Origin of the sequence: Natronosalvus caseinilyticus (genome assembly GCF_017357105.1) — an archaeon.
In the GTDB taxonomy this organism is placed as follows: domain Archaea; phylum Halobacteriota; class Halobacteria; order Halobacteriales; family Natrialbaceae; genus Natronosalvus; species Natronosalvus caseinilyticus.
The window spans coordinates 3500868-3515355 of the sequence record NZ_CP071596.1 but is presented as its reverse complement, the minus strand read 5'-3'; the positions used below and the strand labels follow the sequence as shown (position 1 = coordinate 3515355).

At 64.0% G+C, this 14488-nt stretch carries 13 protein-coding genes; 3 read left to right on the top strand and 10 right to left on the bottom strand.

The features are described 5' to 3' along the window. Positions 1-149: 149 nt before the first annotated feature. Complete coding sequence (locus J1N60_RS16980; protein WP_312909135.1) at positions 150-1166, bottom strand: tyrosine-type recombinase/integrase; 1017 nt, start codon at positions 1164-1166, stop codon at positions 150-152. An 881-nt stretch (positions 1167-2047) separates the two neighbouring features. Next, a complete protein-coding gene (locus tag J1N60_RS16975; protein ID WP_312909134.1) occupies positions 2048-3520 on the bottom strand; it encodes a PAS domain S-box protein in 1473 nt (490 codons plus the stop codon). Positions 3521-3758: 238 nt separating this feature from the next. Between J1N60_RS16975 and J1N60_RS16970 the strand changes: the two genes are divergently transcribed. Beyond that, on the top strand, positions 3759-4229 hold the full coding sequence (locus J1N60_RS16970; protein WP_312909133.1) for a PaaI family thioesterase: 471 nt from the start codon (positions 3759-3761) through the stop codon (positions 4227-4229). A 166-nt stretch (positions 4230-4395) separates the two neighbouring features. Here J1N60_RS16970 and J1N60_RS16965 read toward each other — a convergent pair whose 3' ends face one another. From J1N60_RS16965 to J1N60_RS16955, 4 genes are all read right to left on the bottom strand, one after another. After that, positions 4396-5784: a M24 family metallopeptidase gene (locus J1N60_RS16965; RefSeq protein ID WP_312909132.1), complete on the bottom strand. Its 1389-nt coding sequence runs from the start codon at positions 5782-5784 to the stop codon at positions 4396-4398. Continuing rightward, positions 5781-7721, bottom strand: a complete 1941-nt coding sequence (locus J1N60_RS16960) for a UvrD-helicase domain-containing protein (RefSeq protein ID WP_312909131.1) — start codon at positions 7719-7721, stop codon at positions 5781-5783. Before J1N60_RS16960 ends, J1N60_RS16965 begins: the two co-directional genes overlap by 4 nt. A gap of 225 nt (positions 7722-7946) precedes the next feature. Further along, positions 7947-8105 (bottom strand): DUF7563 family protein, encoded by a 159-nt coding sequence (locus J1N60_RS20695; RefSeq protein WP_425499167.1) that lies wholly within the window; start codon positions 8103-8105, stop codon positions 7947-7949. Positions 8106-8333: 228 nt separating this feature from the next. Continuing rightward, positions 8334-8519 (bottom strand): HVO_0416 family zinc finger protein, encoded by a 186-nt coding sequence (locus J1N60_RS16955; RefSeq protein WP_254157529.1) that lies wholly within the window; start codon positions 8517-8519, stop codon positions 8334-8336. 128 nt (positions 8520-8647) lie between these two features. On the opposite strand from J1N60_RS16955, the gene ubaA reads away from it, so the two are divergent. After that, positions 8648-9493 (top strand): SAMP-activating enzyme E1, encoded by an 846-nt coding sequence (gene ubaA / locus J1N60_RS16950; protein ID WP_312909130.1) that lies wholly within the window; start codon positions 8648-8650, stop codon positions 9491-9493. A gap of 249 nt (positions 9494-9742) precedes the next feature. On the opposite strand, the gene cofG is transcribed toward ubaA, so the two are convergent. The 3 genes from cofG to J1N60_RS16935 form a co-directional block, all read right to left on the bottom strand. Then, positions 9743-10924 (bottom strand): 7,8-didemethyl-8-hydroxy-5-deazariboflavin synthase subunit CofG, encoded by a 1182-nt coding sequence (gene cofG / locus J1N60_RS16945; protein WP_312909129.1) that lies wholly within the window; start codon positions 10922-10924, stop codon positions 9743-9745. Positions 10925-11017: 93 nt separating this feature from the next. Further along, positions 11018-11653: a 2-phospho-L-lactate guanylyltransferase gene (cofC, locus tag J1N60_RS16940; RefSeq protein WP_312909128.1), complete on the bottom strand. Its 636-nt coding sequence runs from the start codon at positions 11651-11653 to the stop codon at positions 11018-11020. A gap of 98 nt (positions 11654-11751) precedes the next feature. Continuing rightward, entirely contained in the window at positions 11752-12933 is a 1182-nt protein-coding gene (locus J1N60_RS16935; protein ID WP_253437123.1) for a tubulin/FtsZ family protein, read from the bottom strand. A 283-nt stretch (positions 12934-13216) separates the two neighbouring features. On the opposite strand from J1N60_RS16935, the gene J1N60_RS16930 reads away from it, so the two are divergent. Next, entirely contained in the window at positions 13217-13465 is a 249-nt protein-coding gene (locus tag J1N60_RS16930) for a formate--tetrahydrofolate ligase (protein WP_312909127.1), read from the top strand. 22 nt (positions 13466-13487) lie between these two features. On the opposite strand, the gene J1N60_RS16925 is transcribed toward J1N60_RS16930, so the two are convergent. Then, positions 13488-14429 carry a complex I NDUFA9 subunit family protein gene (locus J1N60_RS16925; protein WP_312909126.1) on the bottom strand — a complete coding sequence of 314 codons (942 nt, stop codon included), beginning with the start codon at positions 14427-14429 and terminating at the stop codon, positions 13488-13490. Positions 14430-14488: the final 59 nt, after the last annotated feature.

Here is a 14488-nt window from a genome sequence, read left to right as displayed (position 1 = left end):
TCTTGGCTGGACAGGGAGTACCCCGCCTGTACTGAGCGTTCGGTCTTCCGCGTTGGTCCTTCCTCATCCCGTGCAACATTCGCGCTCTGTATGCAGCACGTCTCTCGAATCATATCACCTATCAAGGGTTTCAACAGAGCCGGAAGGGATTAGATGGTATCCAGATACTGGCGTCGCTGTTCCATCTTCTCCGATTCCGAGCGCTGGTCGTAGTGAACCTCGAGCACTTCTCGCGAGACGTTCGCCCGATCGCTCACGGCGTGATCGGGCCACTCCGATTTCAGCCAGTGGGTGATCGCGCCACGCCGGATCGCGTGCGGCGACACTGATGACGGACACGCGTAGGGTTTCGTCGAGCCAGCGGCGTCACAGTCGTCGATCGTCCGCCCATGGGGACAGTCTCCGGTGACGACGCAGGGACGCGTCCACATGTATACCACCTTCCGAAGGTTGGTCTTGTGACTGCGACCGTGTGGCGAGGCGCACAGCGGCTCACGATCGAAGGCGTCGGTCACCGCTGGTCGACGATCGGCCAGCCAGTCGTCGAGGATCGCACAGGTGTCGTCAGCGAGGGCGATATGGCGCTCACCACCGCCCTTGTTCTTCAGGGGAGTCTCGCTCTCGGGCCGGTGATGAACCTCGAGCGAGCGGCTCGTTGGATCGTAGTCCTCGACGTCGAGCGTATGCAGGGCACCGATACGGAGTCCACAGTGCCAGAAGAGGGTAAGGACAACGTGATCGAAGGAGGCGTGCTCGTAGCGCTCGAGGTACTCGAGGATTGCCTCGGCGCGCTCGGCGTCGAGCATCTGCGTGCGGACGTTGTCCTCCGGTTCGAGCGTCGGGCTCTGGACGGCAAGGTGCAGGTCGGTCGGCGCGAAGCCGAGCTGTTCACACCAGCGGATGAACACCCGAAGGGTATCCATCTGCGTTTTCTCGCTCACGCGGTTGAGGTCACCGTCGTCACGCCGCCACAGCCGATAGGCGTGGAGATCGCGACCGGTCAGGTCGGCGATCGTCTCGATACCAGTTTCGTCACACCACCGAAGGAAGTGGCCGAGTCGTGAGCGGTGGGCGTAGAGCGTGCTGGTGGTGACGTCGGGCTCGCGGTCGGTGAGGTACATGTCGTACGCTTCGTCTGGGTCGATCGGGTCGAGTGTCGTGGTCATAGTCTCTGTGAGGAAGACCACGGTGCCTCGAGCCACCCCCGCCGAACCACGCCGCGGTGGCCGACTGGCGCTTCCACGTGGGGTCGGGGGCCTGCTTGGCCCACCGCGTCAGGAGCCCGGGCGCGCAGGCACGGAGTGCCGAGCACCCCGGAACTGGGAAGTTGTCACGGGTGAGCGCTGAGCAGCGCGAAGCGCGAGTTATGGAAGAGGTTCTGCAACTTTGTTGCAGGTTCTCTTCCCGTGGTTCCAAATCCTGTAGCGCCCATCCCTTCGCCGCCCGATTCGAATCCAGTGAACAACGCCGAGTCGCTTATATACCAGAGCACGGACTCGACGATGGGTAGCCGATCGGCGAGGGACCACCGCCCCATCAACGTCCTTTGGACGGCGGTATCGCCACACTATCGGGGGCTCGAGCGGGTGTGAAGATGGCCCAACTCGGCCGATACGATTACGACGCTCGAGGATAACTATCTATCAGCGCGGGGAGGGGGTTTGTCGTTGCCAACGTCGCCCTCACTGCGGATCAGCTACCACATCATTGTTAGCCCCGCGCTGCTTCTTTAGCCGAGTAGACCGTTCCTGGACCGACTGATCTCGTCCTGCTCATCGTCTCGCTCTTCGACGAGTCTACCATTACCACCATCTGCGACGAGTCCACCCGCCGCAGGCGACCGGAAAGAAACCTGGCATCTCGCCCTCATGGACCCTCGACGCTCGAGTACGTCCGCTGTCGCGCTACACCGACTCGATGCGGACGCCAGCGTGGTCGACGCGCCCGCCTGATCCGGAACCGAGTCACAGCCATTCGAGGGTCGTGCACGCTGTTCGTAGTCGAGAGCGTGGGCGAGCGCGAGTGTGTCGCAGCGGGCGGGAGACACTCAGTTGGTGACGGGCTCGACCTCAGTGACGTTCTCGAACTCGAATCGAGCGCCGCCGGATTCGCTGTCGGTCACTGAACACTTCCAGCCGTAGGCGTCGACCAGTTCCTGGACGAACGTGAGCCCGAGGCCCATCCCACCGTGGTCGCCGGCCGTCGTGTACCCCGTCTTGAAGATTTCCTCGCGCTCGCTTTCGGTGATGCCGACCCCGTCGTCGGCGACGTAAAACCCGGTCGGGAGATTGCCGACCGTAATCGTGACGTCGCTACCGCCGTGTTCGATGGCGTTTTCGAAGAGGTTGCGAAAGAGGTGCTGGACGTACGTCTCGTCGATTACCGCCGTCCGGTCGGTCGCAATGTCGATGGTCGCCTCACCGCCATCGATTTCGTCCCAGGCCTCGTGGGCGACCGCCGCGAGTTCCATGGGCGTGCGCTCGGCGTGGACGCTTCGTCCCTGGGTGAGCACGAGCATGATCTCGATGATGTCTTCAATACGGTCGAAGGCCTCGGTGACGTAGGCGTGTGCCTCCGGATTCTCGTCTGCCGAAAGCTCGCGGCTGTAGATCTGTCCGATCGAGACGGGGTTGCGAAGCTCGTGAGCGACCATCCCCGCGAAGCTCTCGAGGCGTTCGTTCTGTTTCTCGAGTTGTCGTTTCCGGCGGTTCCGTTCGGTGACGTCGCGGACGACGCCGGCGAGGTCCCGGTCGCCGTTCTCGCCCGGAAGCGGTGAAATCGTCCACTCGACGTCGACCGTCTCGCCGGAGGCAGTCTCGAGCGCCATCTCGTAGGAGAGTCGGTCGTCCGATTCGTCCTCGACGTCCCGCTTCGCCCGTTCCATCAGGACCTCCGGGTCCGCGTCCGAGTCCTCTATGAGCATCGAGGAGTGCGACCCAACGAGTTCGTCGCGCGAGTACCCGACCATCTCGGCGTAGGTGTCGTTGACCAGCAGGAAGTACCCGTCGTCGTCGACGACGAAGATGCCGTCGTTGACGGTCTCGACGATCGTCTTGTAGCGCTCGAGTTCCTGGCTGTAGCGTTCGGCTTCGCGTCGGCGTTCCCGCGCGTCCAGCGTTCGGGTCTTCGCCCGTCCATCGTGGTATCCCATCCCGAGACCGGCTGTCGCGGCGAGCGACGTGAGGATGAGGAGGTTCGCGACGACGTCGCTGAGACCCGAAACGACGTGGATGAACAGCAAGATAGCGAGTATCATCCCGATCGCGCGAAGACACCATTTGGCCACGCTCTCGTACGCGTCGGGCCTGATATCGGTGCTCGGTAACTGGTACCCGCCGTAGAGAAGGGTCAATCCGGCCAATCCTGACAGAATCGAGATGGTGATCACGTCGTCGAGCAATCGTAGCTCGAAGGCGTACGTCAGCGGAAATCCGGCGGCGGCCACCACGTAGAAACCGCCGAGATACAGGATTGTCCGCCGACCGCCGATCCTGGAGACCAGTTTGGAAACGATTCGCATTACGTAGAGGGCTACACTGAGTCCTATTGATAGTTCGTGTTTTTGTGCATTGGAGAGAGAATCCGACGGAAAACCCCGGATAGAGCGTGACAGCGCGGTCGCTCCTCGAGAGGGTGGCACCTGTGGAGGGCGTGCGAGTAGACTGCACTCTCGATAGACGGAGAACGCATAGAAACGAACCCGACCGGACGAACGCACAAACGCAGGAACCAAATCGCTGGCTTTCCCACTCGAGGGTATGACCGCGTCCTACGACGACATCGCCGCCGTTCTACAGGGATACATCGACGAGAACCACGAGTTCCTCTCGTGGCTAGGAACGACGGTCGAGGACGTCGCCGAGGGGCGGATGACCATGGCCATCCCCTACGACGAGAAGCTGACGAACACGCGCCCGTCGCGGGCCGACGGAAGCGATCGCCGTCCGGACATCCACGGCGGCGTCGCCGCGACGCTCGTCGACACCGTCGGTGGCCTCGTCTTTCACACCACCTTCGAGAAACCCCTCGAGGCGGGTTCGGCGACCATCAATCTCAACGTGAACTACCTCCGGCCGGCGACCGGCGACCTCGAGGCGACGGCGGAGATCGTCAGAGCGGGAAGCAGCGTCGGCGTGAGCGAGGTGACCGTCGCGAGCACGACGCCGGACGGGGAGACGCGAGAAGTCGCGACCGGACAGGGATCCTATCGGCTCTTTCGGCCGGAGTGACCCCCGTCCTGTGGCCGTAGCCAGCGCTCAGTCTCAGGAGAGTCACGGTTCACGATTTGCTGTTCACGGTTCTCGATTCATCCCTGCCGAATCAGGGGTGCCGACTCACGGTTCATGAGTGTCGGATGTCGACCCACTACCACGAGCCACAACCACCACGAAACCACTACTCGTTCGAGGGCCGCATCGACCACGAGGCCGGCGAGAGCCACTGTGCGTCGTCTTCGGTTCGAACCAGAACGTCCGCGAGGCGAACGCGTCCGGCGTCCGTCCCCACCGCCGCATCGACACAGATCGTGGTCCCGACGGCGACTGACTCACCGCTGCCGATCGGCCGCTCTCGAGGCTCGAGTCCGATCCCCGTCACCTGAACGTCGATCGCGTCCGACTCGCCGAACCCGAACGCGCGAATTTCCGCCTCGAGGTCGGCCTCGAGGGCTGAGACCGTGTGCTCGCTGGCGCTGGCCATCGTCCGAACCGACCGGAAGGCGTGGGTGAGCGCGACGTGTGCTCGCCGTTCGGCTCCGCCGTCTGGATCGACGACGAGGGTTCGAACGAGGCGGCCGTGGTAGCCCGACGGCGTCCGAACCAGGGCATCGATTTCGATCGGTCGGTCGGCCGCTAGCCGATCGTCGCCCGTCACGGTCGTCGACACCGGTCGGCATCCGGCGTCGAGAACGGCCTGGTCGACGGCGCTAGAGATGTCGGCTGGTGTGAGGGGGTTACTTTCACTCTCGCTTCTACCTTCTCCTTCGACCCTATCCTCGCCTTCACCCTCGACCTCGACTTCGGCCCTGAGCTCGAGCGAGTGTGTTCCTGTTTCCGTTTTCGTTCCCGTTTCCGTTCGCGTTCGCGTTCGCAGGCCGTCGCATTTCGCCTCGGAATCACCATCACCCCTCACGACCGTCGCCGTCGCCAGCATCGACCTCGCTCGCTCGAGGCCGTCGCGAGCGGCCGTCTGGGCGCGCTCGAGCGCCGCCAGTTCGAAGTTGTCTTTGGTCGTTCGAAGCGTCGACAGGACGTCGCTCGAGGCGAGGATGAATCCGGCCCGTTCGAGGTAGCAGGCGGCGTCGTGTAGTATCGTGGCCGGTGTTAGGACGCGTTCGCCACTCTCGCCGTCTCCGTGTGTCTCCGAAATCGCCTTCGCCACGGCTTCCGCGGGGTGGGTCGCTCCGTTCGCCCGCTGTTTTCGGGTCGCCGTCTCGAGGTACCAGTGCTCGCGTTCGGGCTCGTGCTCGCGGTCGACAGCGATCGCGACTGTCGTTCCGGTGGCGGTCGGCGCGTTCGTTGTCAGCGCGTTCGCTGTTGGCGTCGAATCGGCATGCTTCGCCCTCCCGTTCGCGGTCGCGAGCGTGCTCGCATTCGAGTTCGCGTCCGATTCCCGAGCGCCGTTGATGCCGGCAAGTAGACAGTACCGGATCAACGGATCGCGAACCGGACCGCAATGAACGAACGCCCTCGCCGATTCGTCCTCGAGGCGCGTTCGAATAGTGTCTCTCACCCGCGTTCGTATCGCCTCGTCGGTTGCCGTCGGGTGTGATGCCCGTTCGGTCACGGCGCTTCGACTTCGGCTTCGTCGACGTCGACGTCGGCTTCGGCGTCTGCGTCGACCTCACTTTCGCCGTCGAGTCGCTCCGCCTCTGACAGCTGGGCCTGCTCGACGAGTTCCTCGAGGTCGGCCCCAGTTTGGCGATTGTTGAGCAGGACGTCGATCGAGAGCGTCGGTGCACCGTCGACGAGGTTCTCGAGGAGGACGAGGCGTTCCCGGGCGCGGGACATGCCGACGTAGAAGACGCGGCGCTCGTTGTCCGTCAGGACGGGCACGGGCGAACTGGTCTTGGTGAACTCCTCGACGCCGGGGACGTCCTCGGGGTCGTCGACCGTGGCAACCATCTGCTCGACCACTTTCTCGGTGAGGTCGGTGCCGACGAAGACGTGGTCGGCCTCGCGCCCTTTCGCTGAGTGGATCGTGCCGACGCGGACCTGATCGGTGGCCATCCCCTGGTAGGTGCCGATGGCGAAGTAGGCCTTGATCGACTTCTTCTGGAAGTTCGTCACCTTCCGAACCATGTCCGAGGCCGAGGCCGGATCGGGGAGGAACGGGGCGTAGTCTCTGATCACGTCGACCGGGATCATGAGTTCCTCGAGGTTGTCGATGCCCGCCTCTTCCTGACGCTCGTCGATCTCGTCGAAGAGGGCGTCGCGCTCATTGGTGCCGAACGCCGAGTCCATGAGCATGTCGGCGAGACGCCGGGCCTGCAGGCCCGTGACGTCTTCGTCCGCGTCGATGGCCTCGATGGCGCGGACGTACTGGGTCAGTCGATCGGTCCACATGCGCTGGTCGGTCAGCGCGGTAAAGGGGATCCCCTCGGTGATGAACTCGTCGATGAACTGGAACATCTGGTAGCGCGCTCGGAAGAGCAGCATGATCGTCCCGTCGTCCTCGACCAGCGTCTGGCGGACCATCCGCACCAGATCGAGCATCGACCGGTTCTGGTAGGCCTCGACGAGGCCACCCTCCTTGCGTGGGTTGAGGTCCTTGTCCTGGCGAACCTCGATGTGGCGAATCTCCTGGTTGACCGCGTTGAGCACGTTCGACGGTAGCCGGTAGGAGTTCGGGAGGATGACGTCCTCGTCGACCTCCTCCTCGAGCAAGAGCGCGGGGTCGGCTCCCTGCCAGGAGTAGACGACCTGGTCGTCGTCACCGGCGATCAGGACGCGCTCGACGTGGGGTTTCCACTCCTCGTAGACGTCGTACTGCAAGGTCGTGATGTCCTGGAACTCGTCGATGATCAGGTAGTCGACGTTCGGGACGAGCGAGCGCTGTTTCACCCGCTCGAGCATGTCCGCGAACCCGATCTTGCCTTCCTGTCCCTTGTAGTTGCGCCAGGCGCGGATCGCCTCGGGGACGTCGATCCGGTCGTCGTCGGAGGGCCACGTCGGCGTGTACTTGTTCCCCTCCTGGGCGTTCGGGTCGATTTCGGGCGGGAGTCGAACCTCCTCGACGTCCCACTGGAACGGCACGTCGTACCAGTCGGCGACCTCCCGACGGGTGCGCTGGAGCCACTGACTCGTCGCAATGATCTTGTTCCCGATGGTCGTCGACCGTGCGGTACGCCGTCCGGCGCCGCTGTACTCGTCCTCGTACTCGAGTCCGTAGTCCTCGCAGAACTCCTCTTTGTCCTTCTCGCCGATGACGTCACCACGAGAGAGGTCGAGCAGGTTGTACGCCTTGGCGTGCATCGTACAGACGTTGCCCTGGAGGGCGCGTGGACTCTCGTCGAGGCGCTCGGCCAGCCGTTCTCGAATCTCCTGGGCGGCCGCTCGCGTGTAGGAGACGACGAGGATGTCACGAAACGTCACGTCGTCTGCCTCGAGGATCTCTTCGACGTGATCGAGGAGTGCCGTCGTCTTCCCGCTGCCGGGGCCGCCGAACAGCCGAGTGACGTGTGCCCCCGCCTCAGCATCCGCGTCCGTCTCCGTTGTAGCCATTGTACCATATCAGGGACGCAACTCCTATAAGTCACGTGGGTTTCATCCGACGAACGGGCGAATATTTGACGAGTCGGGGAATCACGGTACATTCGCTTTCTCGTCGACCTCGAGACTACAGAGTCTCGGTGCGGTTCGTCGACAGGATCCTCCGGATATTTCCGATAGTTGTTCCGGGGGAGGGAGTAGAGGGGGCGATTCCGGGGACGCTCTCGGAAACGTGATTCAATTATTCCGGGGCGATCGTGCCCGACGAATCTCTGCACCGTCACGTATCTTGTCCGTACACTCCGGACAGACGCGCGGATTGTCGACGTTCCGAGGGGTAAACACTCTCGCATAAGCGTCCGTCACGAACGCACCGCAGTTCTGGCATTTCGGCATTGATGATCCCTCGTCTCTCGGTCAGCGACACGTCGTAATAATTCTATCGACTATGAACATATGAAATTATGAGGGTCGGGAGGGAATAGCGCAATACCACGGCACCGCGGTGCGTATCGCAATCACTGCTCAGCGTCACCGTGTACGGCCGCGGTACGCACACCAGGCGGTGGCGATCGCTACGATCGACTCGAGTTCGGCGAAAAAGCGATGCGAACCTGTCCCTGGCTACGGTCGCGGATCCCACCCACAGACGGTACAGGTCGTCGCGGACGTATCGTGAAGGCCGCCGCAGTCCGGACACTGCTTCTTGTTGTAATCACGTTTCCAGCCTGTTCGCTCCGTAGAGTGGCCGTTGTCGGCGAGGAACTGATCGAAAACGTCGTCTCCGGCACCGTTGGGTGATGATGCCATGGTCATGCTACAACACACCATACACGCACATAAAGCATCGGGTAGTGACAGTCATTATCAGTCACACTCGAGAGCGACGACGCGTTCGGTCCCGCGGACTTTTCTCGTTCCCGTCCGAAGTAGAGGGCATGAGCGACCTTCGCTTCGATCCCACCCAGCTCGACCGCTACTCGAGACACGTCATCATGGACGAAGTCGGCCCCGAAGGCCAGCAGCGGCTGCTCGAGGGCTCGGTCCTGATCGTCGGAGCGGGTGGCCTCGGGTCGCCAGCGATTCAGTACCTCGCCGCGGCGGGCGTCGGCCGGCTCGGCATCGTCGACGACGACGTCGTCGAGCGGTCGAACCTCCAGCGTCAGATCGTTCACGGCGACGACGACGTGGGCCGACCGAAGGTCGACAGTGCGGCCGACTACGTCGCACAGCTCAACCCGGACGTCACCGTCGAGAAACACGAACAGCGGCTCACACCGGCGAACGTCGCGGACCTGGTTGCCCACTACGACGTCGTCCTCGACGCCAGCGACAACTTCGCGACCCGGTACCTCCTCAACGATCACTGCGTCCTGACGGGGACGCCGCTCTCTCACGGCGCGATTTACCGGTTCGAGGGGCAGATCACGACGTTCGACAACCGGAACCGCGAGGCAGCGTCGGAACCGACGCCGCCGTGTTACCGCTGTCTCTTCCCGGAAGCTCCCGAACCCGGCACGGTTCCCGACTGCACGACGACCGGCGTGCTCGGCGTCCTTCCAGGAACCGTCGGCTGCATTCAGGCGACCGAGGTCGTAAAACTCCTCCTCGAGACGGGCGAGACGCTCGAGGGACGGCTCATGCTGTACGACGCGATGGGCATGACCTTCGAGACCGTCGAAATCAGGCACAATCCGGACTGTCCAGTCTGTGGCGAAGAGCCAGCTATCGAGTCAGTTCGTGACGCGAGCTACGAAGAAACCTGCTCGCTACCGGCCGAGTAACCGCCACCGACGCGGCGCCTACACTTCCATCAGGTACTCTGGACAGGCGACCCAGTCGCAATCGTCACACGCGAAGCCGCGCTGTTCGAGATCGAGCGAACTGGAACCGCACTTCGGGCAGGCGCTGACTGTTGCCATACTACTCAATTAGTTATACTCGTACATAAAACCCAGTCACACCGGTCACCGTTGCTGACAGCGCCGTTCCAGAACTCGATTTCGAGTAAACAGCACCCTGGAATCAGCAGGCTACTCGAGCGTCGCTCGAAAGCGCCGCCCGGCGTCGTCGTTGGCCTCGAGGGCTCGCCGAATCGTCGGCGAGAGCCACGCTCGACCGTCAGCGACGCTCGCCTGTTGCGTTCCCCCGCTGACGCCGTCGACGCCGTCGGCCAGAACCCCATTGAAATCGTCACTTCGCAGTCCGGCGGGCAGGAACCGCTCGTAGACCGGCAGCCGCTCGCGGAGCGGGACGCCGGCGTGCTCGGCGACGGCCTCGAGTTCGTCCAGCGCGGGCCAGGCGTAGTCCGGGTTGACGTGGTCGTCGGTCACCGGCGAGACGCCGCCGAGGTCGTCGATGCCGCAGTCGACCAGATCCCGGGCAGGTGCGAGGTTCGGCGGCACCTGGACCGACACCTCCTCGGGGAGCCCGACCCGCGCCATCGCCGTCACCCGTCGCATCGTCTCGAGGCCGGGCGACCCGTCCGTCCAGCGCTCGTTGTTCGCGACGGGCTGGACGATCACCTCCTGGACGTGATCGTAGCGCTCGTGCAGCTCACGAATCGCGAGCAGGCTCTCAGCGCGGTCGCGCCAGGACTCACCGATACCCACCAGGATCCCGGTCGTGAACGCCACGTCGAGTTCGCCCGCGTTCCGAATCGTCCGCAGGCGCTGACCGGGCAGCTTTCGTCGCGGCCCTGCGTGGGCGTCCACGTCGGCCGTCGTCTCGAGCATCACGCCCATGCTGGCGTTGACGTCCGCTACCTCGGCCATCTGCTCGAGCGTCTGATCGCCGGGATTCGAGTGTGGGAGCAGTCCCTCCTCGAGGGCGACCTCGCAGGCCGCACGCAGGTACTCGTGGATCGAGTGGTAGCCCCAGTCGGCGAGCTGGTCGTGAATCTGCGTGTACCGGTCGTCGGGGTCGTCGCCGAACGTGAACAGCGCCTCGGTACAGCCGGCGTCGGCCCCTCGTCGGCAGATGTCTCGGACTTCCTCGAGCGAGAGGAGCGAGGCCTGACCCGGCGGATCGAAGTACGTGCAGTAGGTGCAGGTGTACCGGCAAGCCGTCGTGAGCGGGATGAACACGTTCCGGCAAAACGAGAGTTCGGGGGCGGGTTCGACGTCGCTCGGCGTCACCTCGAGCAGGCGCTCGACGTCCGATTCGGCTATCGACACCTCGACGTCGTACTCTGCAGTCCCCGGAATCGTCGTCATCGGCTCTCGTCTGGACGGAGTCCTCCCGGGCCTAAAACGCTTCACTTTACCGTCGACGGGGTGACGCCAGCCGATGCGAATACACACTGTCGTCTACCGGACCAGCCGAACCCGCCCCTCGGTCGTCTCGAGGTCGAAGCCGAACGCCTCGAGCGCCGCTCGCGTGTGGTCGCCGCCGTGGAGCCACCCCTCGACCAGGTCCGCTGGCTCGTCGACGTCGGTCGCCAGCCGGAAGGAGTCGACCGTCTCGAGGCTGGCTTCGATCTCGCGGGCCTGCCGCCGATGGTCGAGAATGGACGCGCCGTGGTAGTCCGTTCGGAACGCGGGGTGACGAACGACGAGCGCGTTGGTGCCGCCGCCGCGTCCCGGTGCGACGACCACCTCGCCGGGCGTCTCGAACAGCGTCTCGAGCGCCGCGGGCGTCGCGAGCGCGAGATCCGCCATGACGATTGCGACCGTGTCGTCAACGGACTCGAGGACGGCGTTGACCGCCGGTGTGAGCGCCCGGTCGTCGACGATCACGTTCACGTCGGGATCCTCGAGCGCGTTCAGCGTCGATGCCGAGAGCGGCTCCGTCGCGAGAATCGTCGGCTCTCGACCCACCGCCCGGAGCGCCGAGCAGACGTCAGCGAGCATCGCTCGGGCGAGTCGCCGTCGCTCTTCGCGCTCGAGGACGGGCGCGAGGCGGGATTTGGGGGATTCCTCGGCGAACGGGACGACGACCTGCATTCGTCGACTCTTTCGAACCGGGGAGTAAAAGCGCCTCGGAGTCGGCGTCGAGCAGACTGAAACCGTCGACCCACGAAACGAAAACGTAGCCGGTCAGCTCAGAACAGCGGCTCGAGTTCGTCCTCGTCGTCCTCGACGAGGGTCTCGAGATTCTCCTTGCTCTGGGACTCGATGTCCTCCATGTTGTCCTGGGCCTCGATGGCCACCTGCTGGAGGCGCTTGATTCGCGGGACGTTCGTCACGCCCGAGAGCAAGATCGCCGCCGACACTTCGGGGACGTTCTGGGGGTAGTCCCCGCCGCGGACCTCCATGCTGCCGGTTTCCTCCTCGAGCCACTTCCGCCCGCGCTCGATTCCTTTCCGGTTCAGGTACTCGCTGGGGCCGGAGAGAACGAGCAGGGCGCGTTCGGCGCCTTCGATCTCGCAGGGCAGAGTCAAGCGCCCGAGGGCGGCCTTGCGGACGAGGCTCGTGATGCGGTTGGTCGTGTTGGCCGCGTCGAGGCCGTCGTCGGCGCCGGCGCCACCGCCGGTAAATCGGGAGAGGAGCCCACCACTGGTGTTGAGTTCGACGTCCTCGGAGGCGTAGCCGACCGTGGAGACGCCGCCACCCGAGAGGGTGTTGATGATCTCCGAGGAGTCGACGACGCTCTCGGCGACTTCTTGGCCCTCGCCGACCTCGCCGGCACCGAAGAGGATGCCGAAGCGACGGACGATCTCCTCGTTGATCTGGTCGTAGCCGCCCTCGACGGACTCGCCGGTCTGTCGCCAGGAGTCGTTGTCGAAGACGAGCAGGTTGTCGACCTCGCGGACGAACGTCTGGAACGACCGGGCGGCGTTCAGCGTGTAGATGCCACCCTCGTCCGTCCCGGGCAGGATGCCCAGACCGTAGACGGGGATCGTGTAGATGCGTTTGAGGTGCTTCGCGAGGACGGGCGCGCCGCCCGAACCCGTGCCGCCGCCCATGCCCGAGACGACGAGGAACGCGTCGACCTCGTGAGTCGGGATGGCGTCGACGGCGTTTTGCACCTCGTCGATGTCTTCCTCGGCGATTTCCGCGCCGAGTTCGTTGTCTGCGCCCACGCCGTGGCCCTTCACCCGGGCCTGGCCGATGAGCACGCGATTCTCCTGGGGTATATTCTCGAGTCCGATGAGGTCCGCTTTCGCGGAGTTTACAGCGATCGCCGCACGGACGATTCCGCTGTTGGTCCGGTCGTCGAAATCGAGAAATCGATCGACGACCTTCCCACCGGCCTGTCCGAATCCAATCATCGCCAGCTTCATTGTTAGTAGGGGGCTCCGTTGACTCGAAAACAGAGCGATGAGGGATATAAACTTTGTGTTAGTCTGAAAGTCTCACACCCCTGAAAGTCGCCAAAAATTGGCAGACGGCATCGATGTGGGCACGTCGAGAACGTCGCTGTGAAACCCCTACACTGGTCGATTATTTGAACTGAGGGGAGGTCGCTCCACACGCCGAAACCACCTCACGTCGCCGCCGTATGCCGTTCCCAACGCGTAACAATCAGGCGTCTATTTTACCGCTTCGGCTGGTCGAGTACTCCCTATGACCAGTACGGATCCACGGTTCGACGCGATATCCGGCGACGCCGAGAGCTCCAACGCCGCGACGTATCGTCTCATCGAAGACTCGCCGCGGACCTCGGCCTCGAGCCGACGGATCTCGAGCACCACTGCGGGGCCGGGTTTCGTCGTCGAGCTCACCGGCGACGTGATGACGAAGACGGGGCTCCCGGCCGAACCGGCGGCGAAAGCACTCGACTTCGGGCCCGACGGAACGATTACCGGGCTGTGACCACGCTGATGGTCGGTGCCCGTCAGGCGGCTTCCGATCGGTGACTCGAGGGTGGTGACTCCGACGACTCCGGCCCCGACCCAGAGAGCCCGAGGTACTCCTCGAGCGTGCGAAGGTCATCCTCGGTGCGGCCGAACGCCGTCACGTCGTTGTCCGCGACGGTGTTGTCGACGTTCAGTGACCGAACCTGGTCCGGGCCGAACGGAACGAACGGGACCGGTCCAACGGCGGCGGCGCCGAGTTTGGCCAGCACCATCGGGATCGGGAGCACGGTGACCGACCGCCCGTCAGCCTCGTAGGCCAGCTCCGCCACCCGTTCCATCGTCAGGACGTCTGGACCACCGATCTCGTAATACTGACCGATGTGGCGGTCGTCCTCGAGAGCGTCGGCCATCATGGGAGCCAGATCGCCGACCCAGATTGGCTGGAACGGTGTTTCTCCGCCGCCCGGCAACCCCGTGAGGTACGGAGTCGTCAGCTTCTTCGTGAATCTGACGAACTCGTCACCTTCCCCAAAGACCACCGAAGGACGAAAGATCGTCCACTCGAGTGCCGACGCCGTCACCACGTCCTCCGCGAGGCCTTTCGTCCGGAGGTACTCGGTCGGGGCGTCGGGGTCGGCGTCGAGGGCGCTCATCTGGACGAACCGCTCGACGCCACCCTCTTCAGCCGCGCGCACGAGATTCTCCGTCCCGCCGAGGTGGACCTCCTCGTGGCTGGTCCCGCTCGGCGGTTCGAACAGCGGCGACAGCGCGACGAGGTTGACGACGGCGTCCTGAGCGGCAACCGTCTCGACGATCGAGTCGTACGCGCTCACGTCGCCCACCGCGGTTTCGACGCCCTCCGGGACCGAGTCGGGGTTCGGCTCTCGAGCGAGGGCCGTCACGTCGTGGCCGCGATCTCGCAACTCGCGACACAGGTTCGTGCCGATGAAGCCGGTTCCGCCAGCGACCAGTACGTTCATGGGTCGAGAAAGGATGTCGGACGGCTTATAAGTACGGCCTTACAGCGTACGTCAGCGTG